General features: G+C 71.0%; 18 protein-coding genes. 11 read left to right on the forward strand and 7 right to left on the reverse strand.

The features are described from left to right. Window positions 1-110: 110 nt before the first annotated feature. On the reverse strand, window positions 111-872 hold the full coding sequence (locus AC0NH5_RS03530) for a GNAT family N-acetyltransferase (protein WP_474399793.1): 762 nt from the start codon (window positions 870-872) through the stop codon (window positions 111-113). A 93-nt stretch (window positions 873-965) separates the two neighbouring features. Between AC0NH5_RS03530 and AC0NH5_RS03535 the strand changes: the two genes are divergently transcribed. From AC0NH5_RS03535 to AC0NH5_RS03565, 7 genes are all read left to right on the forward strand, one after another. Further along, the gene (locus AC0NH5_RS03535; RefSeq protein WP_474399795.1) at window positions 966-1,631 is read left to right on the forward strand and encodes a hypothetical protein; all 666 of its coding nucleotides are present in this window, start codon (window positions 966-968) and stop codon (window positions 1,629-1,631) included. Between the two features lie 9 nt (window positions 1,632-1,640). Then, a complete protein-coding gene (locus AC0NH5_RS03540) occupies window positions 1,641-2,537 on the forward strand; it encodes an ABC transporter ATP-binding protein (protein ID WP_474399798.1) in 897 nt (298 codons plus the stop codon). Then, window positions 2,534-3,304: an ABC transporter permease gene (locus AC0NH5_RS03545; RefSeq protein ID WP_474399799.1), complete on the forward strand. Its 771-nt coding sequence runs from the start codon at window positions 2,534-2,536 to the stop codon at window positions 3,302-3,304. Before AC0NH5_RS03540 ends, AC0NH5_RS03545 begins: the two co-directional genes overlap by 4 nt. Before the next feature lie 141 nt (window positions 3,305-3,445). Beyond that, on the forward strand, window positions 3,446-7,204 hold the full coding sequence (locus AC0NH5_RS03550; protein WP_474399800.1) for a multifunctional oxoglutarate decarboxylase/oxoglutarate dehydrogenase thiamine pyrophosphate-binding subunit/dihydrolipoyllysine-residue succinyltransferase subunit: 3,759 nt from the start codon (window positions 3,446-3,448) through the stop codon (window positions 7,202-7,204). Between the two features lie 60 nt (window positions 7,205-7,264). Then, window positions 7,265-7,444 (forward strand): DUF6104 family protein, encoded by a 180-nt coding sequence (locus AC0NH5_RS03555; protein WP_474399802.1) that lies wholly within the window; start codon window positions 7,265-7,267, stop codon window positions 7,442-7,444. A 61-nt stretch (window positions 7,445-7,505) separates the two neighbouring features. Further along, window positions 7,506-9,578 carry a phosphate acetyltransferase gene (pta, locus tag AC0NH5_RS03560; RefSeq protein WP_474399804.1) on the forward strand — a complete coding sequence of 691 codons (2,073 nt, stop codon included), beginning with the start codon at window positions 7,506-7,508 and terminating at the stop codon, window positions 9,576-9,578. Beyond that, window positions 9,575-10,681: an acetate/propionate family kinase gene (locus AC0NH5_RS03565; RefSeq protein ID WP_474399807.1), complete on the forward strand. Its 1,107-nt coding sequence runs from the start codon at window positions 9,575-9,577 to the stop codon at window positions 10,679-10,681. Before pta ends, AC0NH5_RS03565 begins: the two co-directional genes overlap by 4 nt. Before the next feature lie 34 nt (window positions 10,682-10,715). Here the strand turns inward: AC0NH5_RS03565 and AC0NH5_RS03570 are convergent, their stop codons facing one another. Then, window positions 10,716-10,880: a hypothetical protein gene (locus AC0NH5_RS03570; RefSeq protein WP_474399809.1), complete on the reverse strand. Its 165-nt coding sequence runs from the start codon at window positions 10,878-10,880 to the stop codon at window positions 10,716-10,718. A gap of 114 nt (window positions 10,881-10,994) precedes the next feature. On the opposite strand from AC0NH5_RS03570, the gene AC0NH5_RS03575 reads away from it, so the two are divergent. After that, window positions 10,995-11,834, forward strand: a complete 840-nt coding sequence (locus AC0NH5_RS03575) for an alpha/beta hydrolase family protein (RefSeq protein ID WP_474399811.1) — start codon at window positions 10,995-10,997, stop codon at window positions 11,832-11,834. On the opposite strand, the gene AC0NH5_RS03580 is transcribed toward AC0NH5_RS03575, so the two are convergent. From AC0NH5_RS03580 to AC0NH5_RS03590, 3 genes are all read right to left on the reverse strand, one after another. Beyond that, on the reverse strand, window positions 11,831-12,772 hold the full coding sequence (locus tag AC0NH5_RS03580; protein WP_474399814.1) for a zinc-binding dehydrogenase: 942 nt from the start codon (window positions 12,770-12,772) through the stop codon (window positions 11,831-11,833). The genes AC0NH5_RS03575 and AC0NH5_RS03580 overlap by 4 nt on opposite strands. Window positions 12,773-12,901: 129 nt before the next feature. After that, window positions 12,902-14,062: an NAD(P)-dependent malic enzyme gene (locus AC0NH5_RS03585; RefSeq protein ID WP_474400346.1), complete on the reverse strand. Its 1,161-nt coding sequence runs from the start codon at window positions 14,060-14,062 to the stop codon at window positions 12,902-12,904. A gap of 216 nt (window positions 14,063-14,278) precedes the next feature. After that, window positions 14,279-14,587 (reverse strand): S26 family signal peptidase, encoded by a 309-nt coding sequence (locus AC0NH5_RS03590; RefSeq protein ID WP_474399817.1) that lies wholly within the window; start codon window positions 14,585-14,587, stop codon window positions 14,279-14,281. A gap of 85 nt (window positions 14,588-14,672) precedes the next feature. Here AC0NH5_RS03590 and sodN point away from each other — a divergent pair, with 85 nt between their 5' ends. Then, window positions 14,673-15,077: a superoxide dismutase, Ni gene (gene sodN / locus AC0NH5_RS03595; protein WP_474399819.1), complete on the forward strand. Its 405-nt coding sequence runs from the start codon at window positions 14,673-14,675 to the stop codon at window positions 15,075-15,077. Between the two features lie 138 nt (window positions 15,078-15,215). Continuing rightward, window positions 15,216-15,611 (forward strand): ATP-binding protein, encoded by a 396-nt coding sequence (locus AC0NH5_RS03600; RefSeq protein ID WP_474400348.1) that lies wholly within the window; start codon window positions 15,216-15,218, stop codon window positions 15,609-15,611. 4 nt (window positions 15,612-15,615) lie between these two features. Here AC0NH5_RS03600 and AC0NH5_RS03605 read toward each other — a convergent pair whose 3' ends face one another. Further along, window positions 15,616-16,308, reverse strand: a complete 693-nt coding sequence (locus AC0NH5_RS03605) for a FadR/GntR family transcriptional regulator (protein WP_474399820.1) — start codon at window positions 16,306-16,308, stop codon at window positions 15,616-15,618. A gap of 118 nt (window positions 16,309-16,426) precedes the next feature. Continuing rightward, window positions 16,427-16,825 (reverse strand): hypothetical protein, encoded by a 399-nt coding sequence (locus tag AC0NH5_RS03610; RefSeq protein ID WP_474399823.1) that lies wholly within the window; start codon window positions 16,823-16,825, stop codon window positions 16,427-16,429. Between the two features lie 52 nt (window positions 16,826-16,877). On the opposite strand from AC0NH5_RS03610, the gene AC0NH5_RS03615 reads away from it, so the two are divergent. Further along, a complete protein-coding gene (locus AC0NH5_RS03615) occupies window positions 16,878-17,828 on the forward strand; it encodes a diacylglycerol/lipid kinase family protein (RefSeq protein WP_474399825.1) in 951 nt (316 codons plus the stop codon). The last annotated feature ends 182 nt before the right edge of the window (window positions 17,829-18,010 follow it).

The following is an 18,010-nucleotide window of genomic DNA, read 5'->3' on the forward strand; positions in this document are numbered from 1 at the left end:
CAGGAGTACGACCAGAAGCGCACCGACACGCCGGAATGCCACTCCGCGAGCCGCCGCGGTCGCCTCCCCGTCCCGGCACCGATCCCCGCATCCCGAGGCCGGCTGCCAGATCATCGCGACGCGCCCAGGAAGTGCCGGCGGTACCGCGGGTCCAGCCGGTCCATCGAGAAGAGCACGTAGAAGTCGGCGCAGTCGAAGTCCGCGTCGTACGCCGGCTCGCCGCACACCCAGCTGCCCAGTCGCAGGTAGCCGCGCAGCAACGGGGGCACCGCGGTCTTCGGGTCGGCGACCAGGTCGGCGCCCGGCACCCAGGGCGTACGCGGGCGCACCCGCAGAGCCGGCGGGGAGAGGTGCTTGGCGTTGACCCGGGCCCGGACCCCGGCCGCCGTGTGCCCGCCGTCGCCCAGCGGCACCGAGGCGCAGCCGCCCAGCCAGCGCAGGTTGTTGAGGTGCAGATAGCGGGCGATGCCGGCCCACATCAGGTTGACCACCGCGCCGGAGCGGTGGTCCGGGTGCACGCAGGAGCGGCCGATCTCGACCAGGTGGTCGCGCAGCGGCCGGAGCGCGCTGAGGTCGAACTCGGTGTCGGCGTACCGGCGGCCGGCCAGCTCGGCGGCGCGCGGCGGCAGCATGCGGTAGGTGCCCACCACGGCGCCGGTGGCGTCGTCGCGGACGATCAGGTGGTCGCAGTACTGGTCGAACTCGTCGGTGTCACGCCCGTCCACCGCCCTGGTGAGACTTGCGCCGAGTTCACCGGCGAAGACGTCGTGGCGCAGTCGCTGCGCGGCCTCGACGTGGCTCGCGTCGTCCGCGAGCAGGAGGGTGTAGCCGCTGGTCCCGGTGGGTGCGGCGGCGGTCATCAGAACTGCCATGAGATCTGTGTAAGGGCGACGTCTGCCGATGGCGTGTCGGCATTGGTGGCGATGCGTGGCCGGTAAATGAACGGCGTGTGCGAGGGTCGGTGGATGGTGATCCCGGAACGCTTCAACGGACCACCCGGCACCGGCAACGGCGGCTGGTGCGCGGGTGTCTTCGCGGTCGCCGCGGGCGCCCGGGCCGGCGGGCCCGCGCACCAGGTCACGCTGCGGGTGCCGCCGCCGCTCGGCGTCGAGCTGGAGCTGCGGGACGGCTCGGTCCTCGCCGGCGACACCCTGGTCGCCGAGGTCACCGTCGCGGACAGCCCCGCCGCCGGGGTGCCGGCCGTGCCGGCGGAGACCGCGATCGAGGTGTCGAGGTCGTACCCGGGCTTCACCGCCCATCCGTTCCCCACCTGTTTCGTCTGCGGTCCGCACCGGCCGGAGCGCGACGGGCTGGGCATCTTCCCCGGCGTGCTGCCGGACGGGCGCACCGCGGCGCCGTGGACGGTCCCGGACGAGGTGACCGTGCCGGCGCTGTGGGCGGCGCTGGACTGCCCGGGCGGATGGGCGGCGATCGCCCGCGGCCAGGCGTACGTGCTGGGCCGGATCACCGTGGCGGTGGACGCGCTGCCGGACCCGGGTGCGGTGTGCGTGGTGATGGGCGCCGCGGTGGAGATCGCCGGGCGCAAGGCGACGGTGGACTCGACCGTCTACGGGCCCGGCGGCCGCCGTCTGGCCGGCGCACGGGCCACCTGGATTGCGGTGATCAAGTAGGTTGCTGCCGTGATCGCCGTGGAGCACCTCACCAAGGTCTACAAGAGGCTGCGTGCCGTCGACGACCTGTCGTTCACCGTGCGCTCCGGCCGGGTGACGGGTTTCCTCGGGCCGAACGGGGCCGGCAAGACCACCACCCTGCGGATGCTTCTCGGCCTGGTCACGCCGACCGCCGGCGAGGCGACCATCGGCGGCCGGCGGTACGCGGATCTGACCGACCCGATCCGGCATGTGGGCGCGATCCTGGAGGCGTCCAGCGCGCACCGGGGCCGTACCGGCAAAGATCATTTAAGGGTGATCTGCCGGGCCGCCGGGCTGCCGCTCAGCCGGGCCGACGAGGTGCTCGAGCTGGTCGGGCTGCAGCCGGCGGCGGACCGCAAGTTCAAGGGTTACTCGCTGGGCATGCGGCAGCGGCTCGGCATCGCCTCGGCGATGCTCGGCGACCCGGCCGTGCTGATCCTGGACGAGCCGGCCAACGGCCTCGACCCGGAGGGCATCCGGTGGATGCGCGACCTGCTCAAGGGGCTGGCCGCCGAGGGACGCACGATCCTGGTCTCCAGTCATCTGCTGGCCGAGATGCAGCACCTCGCCGACGACGTGGTGATCGTGGCGGCCGGCCGGCTCGTGCAGCAGGGCCCGGTCGCCGACGTGCTGGACGGCGGCGCCTCCGCCCAGGTGCGGGTGCGCACCCCGGAACCGGACCGGCTGGTGGCCGCGCTGGATCCGCTCGGCCTGGCGGTCCGGGCCGAGGCCGACGGGGCGCTGCTGGTGATCGGCGCCGAGCCGGCCCAGGTCGGCAACGCCGCCTTCCGGGCCGGCGTCGAGCTGCACGAGCTGACCGGTGAGCGGATGGATCTCGAGCAGGTGTTCCTCGATCTGACGGCCGGGAAGGCGGAGATCCGGTGAACCTCGTCCGCGCCGAATTGCTGAAGGTTCGCACCACGTCGCTCTGGTGGGGTTTCGGCTTCCTGCTGCTGCCCCTCTGGGCCATCGCCCTGGCGTTCAACTGGGCCAACTCGACCAGTCAGCCGCCCGGCCAGGATCTCGGCGTGACTGTCGAGCTGGTGACCAACGGACAGTTCTTCGGCATCCTGATCGTGCTGCTGATCGGGGCGATCATGGTGACCAACGAGTTCCATCACCTGACCGCGACGACCACGTTCCTGGTCACCCCGCGCCGGGAACGCGTGATCCTGGCGAAGTTCGCGGCGGCGATCCTGATCAGCCTGGTCGTCTGGGCGATGGTCACCGTGGCGAACCTGATCGTCACCCCGGTGGTGACGGCCGACCTGGACATGTCCGCCCGGTTCGGCGCGGTCGAGGTGTGGAAGGCGATCGGGCTCAACGCCGTCGCATTCGCGCTCTGGGCGATCCTCGGGGTGGGCTGCGGTGTGCTGATCCGCAGTCAGCTCGCCGCGACCCTGATCCTGTCGGTCCTGTACGTGCTCGGCCCGGTGGCGGTCACCACGATCTTCTTCCTGCTCGGCGACTACATTCCCGGCTTCGAGAAACTGGACTTTCTGGTACCGACCGTGGCCTCCGATCTGATGATCTCCGGGCAGGAGCTGCCGGACGGTCCCGGGCGCCTCACCGGCGCCGCGGTTCTGGTCGCTTATGCCCTGGTCACCGGGGCGTTGGGCACCTTGATCGTGCGGCGGCGGGACATCGCCTGACGACCGGGCGCACCGGTGCCGCGTGCGGGCCGGATCGGACCCTGAGTCGGTCATAGGCGGACGTCCGAGCGGAGGACGCCGACGCACGGCGTAGCCTTGACTCCGATTCCTACCCGTCCCGCGTGACGGATCCGTCACGTGATGACAAACACGGTGAAAGAGGCGAACGCGGCAGTGTCGACGCAGCAGACTTCGCAAGACAATCCACTCGCGGACTTCGGTCCCAACGAGTGGATCGTCGATGAGATGTACCAGCGATACCTGTCCGACCCGACCAGTGTCGACCCTGCCTGGCACGATTTCTTCGCCGACTACAAGCCGGCGATGGCCACGGGCTCGATCGTGACGCCGGACGAGGCGAAAGCGGCGACCGCGACCGCCACCGCCGCCAAGGCCGGCACGGACGCCCCCGCCGCGGCCACGGTCGCCTCGCCGAAGCCGGTGACCCCGCCCGCTCCCGCCGCGAAGCCGGCGGCAGCGGCGAAGCCCGCCCCGGCGGAGAAGGCCGTGCCCAAGCCGGCCACCAACGGCCAGGCCGCGCCGGCCGGCGCGAAGACCACCACGCTGCGCGGCGTGGCGGCCAGGATCGTCCAGAACATGGAGTCCTCGCTCGAGGTGCCCACCGCCACGTCGGTGCGTGCGGTCCCGGCGAAGCTCATGGTGGACAACCGCATCGTCATCAACAACCACCTGCTGCGCGGCCGCGGTGGCAAGGTCAGCTTCACCCACCTGATCGGGTGGGCGCTGGTCCGGGCGGTCGTCGAGCACCCCGAGATGAACAACTCGTTCGCCGAGGTGGACGGCAAGCCGGTGCTGGTCGCGCCGGAGCACATCAACCTCGGCATCGCCATCGACCTCGCCAAGAAGGACGGCTCCCGCACGCTGGTCGTGCCGTCCATCAAGAACTGCGAGAAGATGGATTTCCGGCAGTTCTGGCAGGCGTACGAGGACGTGGTCCGGCGCGCCCGCCGCAACGAGCTGACCATGGACGACTACTCCGGCACCACGATCTCGCTGACCAACCCCGGCGGCATCGGCACGGTGCACTCGATCCCGCGCCTGATGAACGGGCAGAGCGCGATCATCGGCGTCGGCGCCATGGAATACCCCGCCCCCTACGCCGGGATGAGCGACGAGACCCTGTCCGAGCACGGCGTGAGCAAGGTCACCACGCTGACGAGCACCTACGACCACCGGGTCATCCAGGGCGCGCAGTCCGGCGAGTTCCTGAAGGTCATGCACGAGCTGCTGCTCGGCCAGCACGGGTTCTACGACGAGATCTTCACCTCGCTGCGGATCCCGTACGAGCCGGTGCGCTGGGTCCGGGACGTGCAGCGCACCTCCGAGGGCCAGATCGACAAGGCCGCCCGGGTGGTGGAGCTCATCCACGCGTACCGGGTGCGCGGTCACCTGATGGCCGACACCGACCCGCTCGAGTTCACCATCCGCAAGCACCCCGACCTGGACGTGCTCCAGCACGGCCTGACCCTGTGGGACCTGGACCGCTCCTTCCCGGTCGGCGGCTTCGCCGGCAAGCAGAAGATGAAGCTGCGCGACGTCCTCGGTGTGCTGCGGGACAGTTACTGCCGCCGGGTCGGCATCGAGTACATGCACATCCAGGACCCGGAAGAGCGTCGCTGGATCCAGGAGCGGGTCGAGGTCAAGTACACCAAGCCGGACGCCGAGGAGCAGAAGCACATCCTGCACCGGCTCAACGCGGCCGAGGCGTTCGAGACCTTCCTGCAGACGAAGTACGTCGGCCAGAAGCGGTTCTCGCTGGAGGGCGGCGAGTCGCTGATCCCGCTGCTCGACACGGTGCTCCAGTCGTCGGCCGAGGCCGGTCTCGACGAGATGGTGATCGGCATGGCCCACCGCGGCCGGCTCAACGTGCTCACCAACATCGTCGGCAAGCCGTACGAGAAGATCTTCACCGAGTTCGAGGGCTGGATGGACCCGAAGTCCGCCCACGGCTCCGGTGACGTCAAGTACCACCTCGGCCAGACCGGGAAGTACACGACGCCGGACGGCGAGCACTCCACCACGGTCAGCGTGGTGGCGAACCCGTCGCACCTGGAGGCCGTGGACCCGGTGCTGGAGGGCATCGTCCGGGCCAAGCAGGACCGCCTGGACCTGGGCCTGCACGGCTACACGGTGCTGCCGCTGCTGGTGCACGGCGATGCCGCGTTCGCCGGCCAGGGCGTGGTCGCCGAGACGCTGAACCTGTCCCAGCTGCGCGGGTACCGCACCGGTGGCACGGTGCACGTCATCGTCAACAACCAGGTCGGCTTCACCACCGCCCCGGAGTACAGCCGCTCGTCGATGTACTCCACCGACGTGGCCCGGATGGTCGAGGCGCCGATCTTCCACGTGAACGGCGACGACCCCGAGGCCGTGGTCCGGGTCGCGAAGCTGGCGTTCGAGTACCGGCAGTCCTTCAACAAGGACGTCGTGATCGACATGATCTGCTACCGCCGCCGCGGTCACAACGAGGGCGACGACCCGTCGATGACCAACCCGCGGATGTACCAGATCATCGACACCAAGCGCAGCGTGCGCAAGCTCTACACCGAGGAGCTGATCGGCCGCGGCGACATCACCGTGCAGGAGGCGGAGGAGCAGCTGCGCGACTTCCAGGGCCGGCTCGAGGAGGTCTTCAAGGCCACCCGGGACGGAGCCGGCTCGCCGCCCCGGCCGCACATCATCGCCGAGGAGCCGGAGCCCGGGGCACAGACCGCCGTGGACGCGAGCGTGGTCCGCTCCATCGGCCAGGCGCACATCGAGCTGCCCGAGGGCTTCACCCCGCACAAGCGGGTCCAGCAGTTGCTCGACCGGCGGGCCAAGATGTCCACCGACGGCGGCATCGACTGGGGCTTCGGCGAGCTGATCGCGTTCGGCTCGCTGCTCAACCAGGGCGTCACGGTCCGGCTCGCCGGCCAGGACTCGCGCCGTGGCACGTTCACCTCGCGGCACGCCGCGATCGTGGACTCCAGGACCGGCAAGGACTTCCTGCCGCTCTCCTCGCTGGCCACCGGCAACGCCCGGTTCTTCGTGCACGACTCGCTGCTCAGCGAGTACGCGGCGATGGGCTTCGAGTACGGCTACTCGGTGGAGAACCCGGACGCCCTGGTGCTCTGGGAGGCCCAGTTCGGTGACTTCGTCAACGGCGCCCAGACGGTCGTGGACGAGTTCCTCTCCTCCGGCGAGGTGAAGTGGGGCCAGCAGTCGTCACTGGTGCTGCTGCTGCCGCACGGCATGGAGGGCCAGGGCCCGGACCACTCGTCCGGCCGGCCCGAGCGGTTCCTGCAGCTCTGCGCGCAGGACAACATGCGGGTGGCGAACCCGACCACCCCGGCGAACTACTTCCACCTGCTGCGCCGCCAGGGTCTCTCGGCCAAGCGCAAGCCGCTGGTGGTCTTCTCGCCGAAGTCGCTGCTGCGGCACAAGCTCGCGGTGTCGTCGGTCAACGACTTCACCCAGGGCACGTTCCAGCCGGTGATGGGTGACGACGGGGTCAACGGCAAGCCGCTGGACGCCGGCTCGGTGAAGCGGGTGCTGTTCTGCTCCGGCAAGGTCTACTACGACCTGTTCCAGGCGCGGGCCGACCGCGGCAACAACGACACCGCGATCATCCGGATGGAGCAGATCTACCCGCTGCCCGTCGAGGAGCTGAAGGCGGTCCTGGCGCAGTACCCGAACGCCGAGGACTTCGCCTGGGTGCAGGAGGAGCCGGCAAACCAGGGCGCCTGGTCGTTCGTGGCGCTCAACCTGCTCGAGCATCTCGAGGGCGTGCGCCTGCGGCGGATCTCCCGCCCGGCGGCGGCCGCCCCGGCGGTCGGCTCGGCCAAGATGCACGAGGCTGAGCAGGCCGCCCTGATCGAGGCGTCACTGCCCCGCTCATGACCGCGTGAAGTCTGTGGGGGCGCTCCGCTCAGGCGGGGCGCCCCCGCTTACTATCCGGTCATGTACTTCACCGATCGTGGCATCGAGGAGCTGGTCGAGCGGCGCGGCGAGGAGACCGTGACCCTGGAGTGGCTCGGCACGCAGTTGCGCACCTTCGTCGACCTGAACCCGGAGTTCGAGACCCCGATCGAGCGCCTGGCCACGTGGCTGGCCCGCGACGACGAGGATGAGGACGAGTGACCCTCGCGGGTTGAGGTCTTTCGGCCCGGCCGGGTGCGGCGCGGGCCGGTAGGTTGAGGGCGTGGCACGCAGCGTGTATGTAGCGGGTTTGGGCCCGTCCGTCGGCAAGGGCACCGTGGCTCTCGGCATCGTCGAGCTGCTCTCCCGGCAGGTCGCCCGGGTGGGCGTGTTCCGCCCGCTGGTCGCCGGCAACGGGCCCGACCCCCTGCTCACCGTCCTCCGCGAGCGCTATCCCGGCCCGGTCGCCGACGCGGACTCCTTCGGCGTCACCATGGCCGAGGCGACCACGCTGGTCGCCGACGGGCGGCGTGAGGAGCTGATCGGCCGCATCGTCGAGCGCTATCGCGAGGTCGAGCGGCAGTGCAGCTCGGTCGTGATCATCGGTAGCGACTTCACCGACAAGCCCGCGGAGGGCCGCGAGGAACTGCCCCGGGAACTGGCCTTCAACGCGCGGCTGGCGACCGAGTTCGGCAGCGTCGTGGTGCCGGTGGTCAGCGGCGAGGGCCGGTCTCCGGAGTCGCTAGTGGCGGCCGCGCGCAGTGCGTACCACTCGATGGCCGATCTGGGAGCGACCGTCGTCGCGGTGATCGCCAACCGCGTGCCCGCCGATCGGCCCGCGCCGCCGCCGGAAGGTCTCCCCGTCCCGTTCTGGGCCGTCCCCGAGGTTCCGGCGCTCGCCGCACCCACCGTGGGCGAGGTGGCCGCCGCGCTCGACGCCACGATCTTCGCCGGGCCGCCCGGCGCGCTGCAACGCGACGTCCTGGACTATGTGGTGGGCGCCGCCCAGGTGCCGACCGTGCTGGAGCACCTGACCGAGGGCTCCCTGCTGATCACCCCGGGCGACCGGGCCGACCTGCTGGTGGCCGCCAGCGCCGCGCACGCGGCCGGGACGGTCACGCTGGCCGGCCTGGTGCTGACGCTGGGCGAGCCGCCGGACCCGCAGGCCGTCCGGGTCATCGAGCGCCTCAACACCGGGCTCGCGATCCTGATCGCCAAGACCGACAGCTACCACACGATTGCTGCGGCCGGCCGCATCCAGGCCCAGCTCAGCACCCCGCGCAAGGTCGAGGCGGCGCTCGGCGCGTTCGAGGAGAACGTGGACACCGGCGCGCTCTCCGGCCTGCTCGACGTGGCCCGTTCCAGCCGGGTCACGCCGCTGATGTTCGAGAACGACCTGATCGACCGGGCCCGCGCCGACCGGCGCCACCTGGTGCTGCCGGAAGGCACCGAGGAGCGCATCCTGCGGGCCACCGAGACCCTGCTCCGGCGCGGCGTCGCCGACCTGACGCTGCTCGGCGATCCGGACGAGATCGCCCGCCGGGCCCGCGAGTTCGGCGTGGAGATCGGCGGGGCACGGCTCGTCGACCCGGCGCACAGCCCCTGGCGCGACGACTTCGCCGAACAGTACGAGGAGCTGCGCAAACATCGCGGGGTCACCCTCGACCTGGCGTTCGACGTGGTCCGGGACGTCAACTACTTCGGCACCATGATGGTCGCCGCCGGCCTGGCGGACGGGATGGTCTCCGGCGCCACCCACACCACCGCCGCGACCATCCGGCCCGCCTTCGAGATCATCAAGACGGTGCCCGGGGTGTCGGTGGCCTCCAGCGTGTTCTTCATGCTGCTCGCCGACCGGGTGCTGGTCTACGGCGACTGCGCCGTCAACCCCGACCCGGACGCCGGCCAGCTCGCCGACATCGCGCTCTCCTCGGCGCAGACCGCGGCCGCCTTCGGCATCGAGCCGCGGGTCGCCATGCTCTCGTACTCGACCGGCAGCTCCGGCTCCGGCGCGGACGTGGACAAGGTGGCCGCGGCCACCGCGCTGGTCCGGGAGCGGCGCGGTGACCTGCCGGTCGAGGGCCCGATCCAGTACGACGCGGCGATCGATCCCGCGGTGGCGGCCGCCAAGCTGCCCGGCAGCGAGGTCGCCGGCAAGGCCACCGTCTTCGTGTTCCCGGACCTGAACACGGGCAACAACACCTACAAGGCCGTGCAGCGGTCGGCGAACGCGGTCGCGGTCGGCCCGGTGATGCAGGGCCTGCGCCGGCCGGTCAACGACCTGTCCCGCGGCGCGACGGTCAAGGACATCGTCAACACGGTCGCCATCACGGCGATCCAGGCGGGAGCGAGATGACCCGGGTACTGGTGCTGAACTGCGGCTCGTCGTCGCTGCGGTACCGGCTCTTCGACGGATCGCGGGTGCTGGCCAAAGGTCTGGTCCAGCGGATCGGCGAGGAAGGCGGGGACGCGGCCGACCACCGGGAGGCGCTGCGCACCCTGATGGACACCCTCGACCTGACCGGCCTCGTCGCGGTCGGCCACCGGGTGGTGCACGGCGGCGACAGGTTCACCGCCTCGACCGTGGTGACCGACGACGTCGCCGCCGCGATCGAGGAGCTGATCCCGCTCGCCCCGCTGCACAACCCGGCCGCGCTCACCGGGCTCGAGGTCGCCCGCAAACTGCTGCCGGACGTGCCGCAGGTGGCGGTCTTCGACACCGCGTTCCACTCGACGATCCCGCCGGAGGGTGTGCGCTGGGCGATCGACCGGGAGGTGGCCGGGCGGTGGGGCATCCGGCGGTACGGCTTCCACGGGACCTCGCACGCGTACGTGTCCCGCGAGACCGCCCGGATGCTGGGCCGGCCGGTCGACGAGACCAACGTGATCACGCTGCACCTGGGGAACGGGTCGAGCGCGACGGCTGTCCGCGCCGGCCGCAGCGTGGCCACCTCGATGGGGCTGTCCCCGCTCAGCGGCCTGGTGATGGGCACCCGATCGGGTGACATCGACCCGAGCGTGGTCTTCCACCTGCACCGGGAGGCCGGGATGCCGCTCGACGAGATCGAGGCGCTGCTCACCCGCCGGTCCGGTCTGCAGGGGCTCACCGGGGACAACGACATGCGGACGGTCCTCACCCGCCGCGCCGCCGGCGACCCGGAGGCGGCGCTCGCGTTCGACGTTTACTGCCGCCGGCTGCGGGAGTACGTCGGCGCCTACCTCGCCGTGCTCGGGCGGGTGGACGCGATCACCTTCACCGCGGGGGTCGGCGAGAACGCCCCACAGGTGCGGCACGGGGCGCTGGACGGGCTGGAGGCGCTGGGTATAGCGGTCGACCCGGAGCGCAACGCGCGCAACGACCGGGTCATCTCGCCGGACGGCTCGCCGGTGACGGTCTGCGTGGTGCCGACCGAGGAGGAACTGGAGATCGCCGAGGAGGCCCGCCGGGCGATCGGCTGAGCGGGCACACCACCGCGGGCCCGCCGGGTTCGGCTCAGCCGAGGGCGAGCCAGGCGACCAGGGCGATCAGCACCACGGCGACCGCCGCTCCGGCGATCACCAACGGCGCCTTGGACGACTTCTCCGCCTCCGGCGTCGTCCGGGTGAAGGCCCGGAACGCCTCGGTGTTGCCGCTCGGGTCGACGCTGTTGTCAGGCATGCGGCCGACCCTAGCGAAACTCGTCAAGGATGGCGAAGCACGGCACCTGTTCGGCGGACCCGGTGTGATTCCCGCGACGCGCCATATGATCATCTAGCAGGCACAATGGGTCGGGTGCTTCGTCGTTCCGTACTCGCCCTGGCCCTGTCCTCCGCCGCCGCGCTGACCGGCTGCGGCTCCTCTCCGGCAGAGCCGCCCGGCCCGGAGGTCCCGGCGCCGAGCGGGGCGACCGGGGTGCAGACCCGGGAGATCGAGTTCGCCCGCGGCAGCGACCGGCCGCTGCCGACGAAGGTCTGGCTGCCCGCCGGCGACGGCCCCGCCCCGCTGATCTACTTCAGTCACGGCTTGACCTCCCAGCCGGACGACTACGCCGAGCTGCTGACCGCCTGGGCCGAGGCCGGCTTCGTGGTGGCCGCGCCGAAGTACCCGCGCACCTGGAACCAGGCCGCCGACTTCGACGCCGACGACGTGGTGAACCAGCCCGCCGACGCGCAGCACGTGATCACTCAGCTGCTCGCCGAGCTGTCCGGGCGGATCGACCCGGCGCGGATCGCCGCGGCCGGGCACTCGGCCGGCGCCATCACCACGATCGGCCTGTTCAGCGGCAGCCGCGACGAACGGCTCAAGGCCGGACTGCTCATCTCCGGACGGCAGATGCCGCAGCCCGCACCGTTCTCCGGGGCTCCGGCGCCACTGCTGTTCGTGCAGGGCAAGCTCGACGAGACCGTCACCTACGAGCAGGCGTTCGGCGCGTACAACGAGGTGACCTGGCCGAAGGCTTTCCTGGAGCTGCCGCAGGGCACCCACCTGCCGCACCGCGACCAGCCGGCCGTGGTCGCCACGACCACCACGGACTTCTGGCGCTGGGCGCTGAACGGCGACGAGGCGGCCAAGGCGCGGATGCCGCAGGACGCCTCGTCGACCGGAGCCGCGGGACTGACCGGCACCCTCTAGAACTCGACGACCACCTTGCCGAACACCTCGCCCGACTCGAGGCGGGCGAACGCGTCCTCGACCGCGGCGAACCCGAACGTGGAGTCGATCACCGGCCGCACCTGGCCGGCGGCCACCAGGCCGAGCAGTTCGGTCAGCTCAGCCGGGGTGCCCATGCTGCTGCCGAGGATCTCCAGCTGCATCGCGAACACCCGGCGCAGGTCCACCCGCGCCTGATGCCCGGCGGTGGCGCCGCACACCACGATCCGCGCGCCCGGCGCCGCGCACTTCATCGAATGCTCGAAGGTGGGGGCGCCGACCGACTCGATCACCACGTCGACCCGCTCGGGGAGCCGGGCGCCGGGTTCCACCGCGGTCGCACCCAGCTCGGCGATCCGCTCGCGCTTCCACGGTTCGCGGCTCGTCGCGTACACCCGCTTGCCCAGCGCCACGCCGAGCGCGACGGCCGCGGTGGCCACGCCCCCGCCGGCGCCCTGGACCAGCACCGCCCCGGCCTCGGCGACGCGGCCCCGGGTGACCAGCATGTGATAGGCCGTGAGCCAGGCCGTCGGCAGACAGGCGGCCTCGGCGAACGAGACCCCGGCGGGCTTGGGGATCAGGTTCTCCCGGGGCGCCGCCAGCTGCTCCGCGAGCGTGCCCGGGTGGCGCTCGGAGAAGATCGAGTAACCCCGCGGGTCGGCCTTGTCCGGCACCACCGGGAAGACCACGACCTCGGCGCCGTCCGGATCGACCCCGGCGGCGTCACAGCCCAGGACCATCGGCAGCCGGTCCGCCGGGAGGCCGACTCCGCGCAGAGACCAGATGTCGTGGTGGTTGAGCGAGGCGGCCCGCACGTCGACCGGGACCCAGCCGTCCGGCACGGTGAAGGGCAGTTCGCCGACGGTGAGCCCACGCAGCGGCGCGTCGGGCTGGAGTGAGGAGGCGTAAGCGGCGCGCATGATCCGACCTTAGCGCCCGTTAAGTCCCCGCACCGCCCGGTGCCACGCAGTGTGTGAAGTTCGGGTGCGATACGCACCCGAACTTCCCACACCAGGGTTTTCCGTTGTGGAACCAGGCGGGTGGAACGGTCAGGCGAGCTGCGGCGCAGCGGCGACCGGCGGCTCGGCGGCGATCCGGCGCGCCACCCCGTCCTCGACGGCCGCGGCGGCCACCGCGGCCGCCACCGCCGGACCGACCCGCGGGTCCAGCGGCGACGGGACGATCGCCTCCGGCCGCAGGTCGTCCGCCACGATCGCGGCGATCGCGTCGGCGGCGGCCACCTTCATCCGGTCGGTGATCGTCGCCGCCCGCACGTCCAGCGCGCCCCGGAAGATCCCCGGGAACGCCAGCACGTTGTTGATCTGGTTGGGGAAGTCGCTGCGACCGGTCGCGACGACCGCCGCGTACCGGTGCGCGACCGCCGGCGGCACCTCCGGGGTGGGGTTGGCCAGCGCGAAGATGATCGCGCCCGGCGCCATCCCGGCCAGCGCCTCCTCGCCGATGCTGCCGCCGGAGACGCCGACGAGCACGTCCGCGCCGATCAGCGCCTCGGTGATCCCCCCGGTCCGCCCGGAGATGTTCGTGGTGGCCGCCAGCCGCGCCTTGACGTCGGTGAGGTCGCCACGCTCGGCGTGGATGATGCCGCGCGAGTCGCAGACGATCACGTTGGCGCCCTGGACGCCGGCCGCGATCAGGGTCCCGGTGATGGCGACCCCGGCCGCACCGGCCCCGCTGATCACCACGCGCAGGTCCGCGAACCGCCGGCCGAGCAGCCTGGCCGCGTTGCGCAGCGCGGCCAGCGTGACCACCGCCGTACCGTGCTGGTCGTCGTGGAAGACCGGGATGTCCAGCTCGGCGTCGAGCCGCCGCTCGATCTCGAAGCAGCGCGGCGCGCTGATGTCCTCCAGGTTGATGCCGCCGAAGGAGGGCGCCATCGCCTTGACCGTGGCGATGATGCCCTCGACGTCCTGGGTGTCCAGCACGATCGGGATCGAGTCGACGCCGCCGAACTGTTTGAACAGCACCGACTTGCCTTCCATGACCGGCATCGCGGCGCGGGGGCCGATGTTGCCGAGCCCGAGGACCGCCGAGCCGTCGGTGACCACGGCCACCGTGTTGGACGTCCAGGTGTAGTCGGGGTAGAGCGACTCGTCCTCGGCGATCGCCTCGCAGACACGGGCGACGCCGGGGGTGTACGCGAGGGAGAGGTCGTCGCGGCTGGCCAGCGGAACGGTGGCGCTCATCGTCATCTTGCCCCGGCGGTGCAGGTCGAAGACGGGGTCGGCGGCCAGGGCGGGATCGAGCTCGAAACTGAAGTAGGACACGGTGAAACTCCACACTGCATCGACATTGATACGTGGCACCTGCGCGCCCTGGTCGCGAATGTGCGCCGAGGGGGCGGTGCTATGCGGGGATCACCCGGTAACTCGACCACAGCGCGGGTGTGCGCTGGGGATCAGAGGACACTAACTTAACCGGAACGGTCTCGGGTAGTACCGAAATATCACACGCCCGATGACGTCGGCGACGCCGTGAGCACGGGAATCGTCCTGCACGAACGCGTTGTCGCCGAGCAGCCACCACCCGCCGTCGCGCTCCTCGGCGGCCCGTTTCACCACCAGCAGACCGGGCCTCGACCGGAACTGCGCGACGACGATGTCCCCGGTCCTTACCCGCCCGCCCCGGCGCACCACGAGAGCGTCGCCGGCGCGCAGCGTAGGGGCCATGGAGGGACCTCTGACGAGTGCGGTGAACAGTGGGAAATGCCATCTCAAGGCATCAAGCCTCCGTCGCGTTACGCCCCACAGGTAAGGGGTAGGGTCAATCTCGGATCATCGCAAACTCTTTGGAGGAGTCCTGATGCGACTTCCGCGTTTCCTCACACCGAGCACCGTGGTCAGCGCTCACTGCGACCTGCCCTGCGGGGTCTACGACCCGGCCCAGGCCCGGATCGAGGCAGAGTCGATCAAGGCGATCGCCGAGAAGTACCAGGGGAACACCGACCCCGAGTTCCGCACCCGGGCCATCCTGATCAAGGAGCAGCGCGCGGAGCTGGTCAAGCACCACCTCTGGGTGCTCTGGACCGACTACTTCAAGGCCCCGCACTTCGAGAAGTACCCGAACCTGCACCAGCTCTTCAACGAGGCCACCAAGCTCGCCGGCGCCTCGGGCGCCAAGGGCTCGGTCGACCCGGCCGTCGCGGAGCAGCTGCTCGGCAAGATCGAGGAGATTTCCAAGATCTTCTGGGAGACCAAGCAGGCCTGAGTCACGGGCCATGCGGTGGCTCCGTCCGGACGTTCGGACGGAGCCACGCTCGTTTCTCCGCGGCCCCGCACTCCCCCGTTCGCATAATGACCGGCTAAAGTCTCCTGCATCGGGAGGAGGGCTCGGGTGACTCAGCTGATGGAGACGGGGCCTGACGTCGGAGACGACGTCGTTCTGCTGACCGTCCCCGCCGACGGGGGCTATCTCGGTGTCCTCCGGACGGCCACCGCCGGTCTCGCCGCCCGCCTGCACTTCGCGCTCGACGAGATCGAGGACCTGCGCATCGCGGTCGACGAGGCGTGCGCCATGCTGCTCGCCATCGCCACCCGGGGCGCCGAGCTGGAGTGCCGGTTCGCGGTCACCGACGACGCGCTGACCGTCGAGGTCACCGTCTCCACGGTGCGCGGCGCGCGGCTGCCCTCCGAGTCGTCCTTCGCGTGGAAGGTGCTGACCGCCCTCACCACGTCCGCCTCCGCCGAGGCGAACGGGCGTTATGCGACGATCCGTCTGCTGACCCGCCGCACCGAGTTCTGACGTCTCAGCGCACCGTGTGCGCGATGAAGTCGAGGTGCTGCGCCGCGGCCCGCGTCGCGCCCTCGGTGTCCTGCCCGGCCACGCACTCCAGCAGCGTCCGGTGATCGGCGTCGATCCGCTCCCAGTACCCCTCGGGCAGCTCACCGATCACCTCCTCGCCGTACGAAGCCTGGTACAGCGGGCTGCCGACCAGCTCGAACAGCGGGTTGCCGGTGGCTTTGGCGACCGCCCGGTGGAAGGCCGCGTGCGCGGCCAGCATCGTGTCCACGTCGTCGATCGCCGGGTCGAAGAGCGCGCCGCGCAGCTCGACGAGGTGCGCGTCGGTGCGGCGCAGCGCGGCCAGGCCGGCGGCCGGCACCTCGAGTGCCCGCCGCAGCTCCAGCAGGTCGGCGAGGCCGATGTTCGCGGAGTGCGCGAGCAGGGCGAAGCCGGTGGAGAGCCCGTCGGCGAGCTGGGCGGCGTCGGGATGCGCGACGAAGCTGCCGCCGGTCACCCCCCGCGTCGTCACGATCAGATGCTGGCTCGCCAGCAGCCGTAACGCCTCGCGTACCGTGCTGCGGCTGACGCCGATCTTCACGCACAACTCCGGCTCCGGTGGCAGCCGCTCACCGGGTTGAAGTCGCCCTGACGTTATGTCCGCCCGCAACTCGTCTGCGAGCTGCTGATATGCGGGCGGCCGCACCACTGAGCCGGTCACCCGTCCAGGTTAGGCCCTGATCCGCCATCCGGGACCCGGTGAACCCTTTTCAACCCGCATCGAGCCCGCATGGCCCACGGATGCCGGTCAGGGATCGAGCATCGCCGCGCCGCAGCGGTCAGCTGTCGACACCCAGGGCGCGGCTGCTGGCCGGCATCAGGATCAGCACGGCGGTCAGCACGGCCAGCGCGATCATCGCCACGCCCACCGCGACCGGGCCGATCTGGAGCAGAAAACCACCGGTCGCGAGCAGGAAGAGCTGCACCACCACGGCCGGGCCACGAGCGCGGACCCGGCGGCGGCCGAGGGCACGCGCCACCGCGAAGACCGCGAGCGCGGCCAGGGCGGCCATCACGGTGAGCGAGGCGGCCACCGCGACGTTCACCCCACCCCGGGTCAGATCTAGGACGATGAGGTACGCCGTGAGCACAGCGAGTCCCGCGCTCTGCAGGTAGAGGAGCCGCACGCCCCAGTCGAGGGTCGGCGCGCCACTGGTCACGGAATTCTCACCGGTCACTGGTGCACCATACCGACAGCCCTGACGCGCTCCGCCCGGTACAGTGCCGCCCATGCGAGCGTTGCTGGTGGTCAACCCCCGGGCGACGACGACCAGTGAGCGCAGCCGCGACGTGCTGGTCCGGGCGTTACGCAGCGCGGTGGACCTGGAGGTCCGGTACACGGAGCGGCGCGGTCACGCCACCACGCTGGCCCGGGACGCCGCCGAGAACGGGGTCGACCTGGTCGTCACGCTGGGCGGCGACGGCACGATCAACGAGGCGGTCAACGGGCTGCTCACCGCGTCGACCGCGCTCACCGGACTGGCCGGCCCGCTGGCTTACAGGTTGCCCGCCCTCGCCGTGGTGCCCGGCGGCTCCACCAACGTCTTCGCTCGCGCGCTCGGCATGCCCCGCGACTGGGTGGACGGCACCAGCGTGATTCTCGACGGCATCCGGGACGGCCGGCACCGAGTGATCAATCTCGGACGTGCCGATGATCGCTATTTCACCTTCACCGCCGGGCTCGGCTGGGACGCCGCGACGATCCGCCGGGTCGAGCAGTCCCGGCTCCGCGGCCGCACCTCGACACCGGCCCTCTACGCGCGCTCGATGGCCGGTCAGTTCTTCACCGCGATGGACCGGAAGAACCCGCCGCTCGTGCTGGAACGCCCCGGCGAGGACGCGGAGCCCGGCCTGAGCACGGTCATCGTCCAGAACACGGCGCCGTGGACCTATTCCGGCGACCGGGCGGTCAACCCCAATCCGGACGCCTCGTTCGATCTCGGGCTCGACGTGTTCGCCCTGCGCAGGCTGGACGTCCTCCACACCACGCGGACTATGACACAGCTCGCGTGGCGGTCCGGTGATCTACGCGGTAAACAGGTATTACGGCTGCATGACATCGCGGAGTTCACCGTGGTGGCGTCCCGGCCGCAAGCCTTCCAGTTGGACGGCGACTACCTGGGTGAGCGTCAGAAGGTGCACTTCGTGTCCGTCCCGTCAGCGCTACGTGTGATCTGCTGACATCGGGGTACGTGTTTCGGGACGTGCTCACGATCCGTTACAGAAACACGGGCAAAAGGTCGGCGAAACGGCCGGGACCGTACTACATTGATGGGAGCGTTCGTCAACCGGCTCTGGCATGAACCGCAGAACCGGACATAAGGGTACGTGAGCCAGCTCACCCGGCGGGAGAAACTTCCAGC

The sequence above is a fragment of the Actinoplanes sp. 13 genome (genome assembly GCF_056134165.1).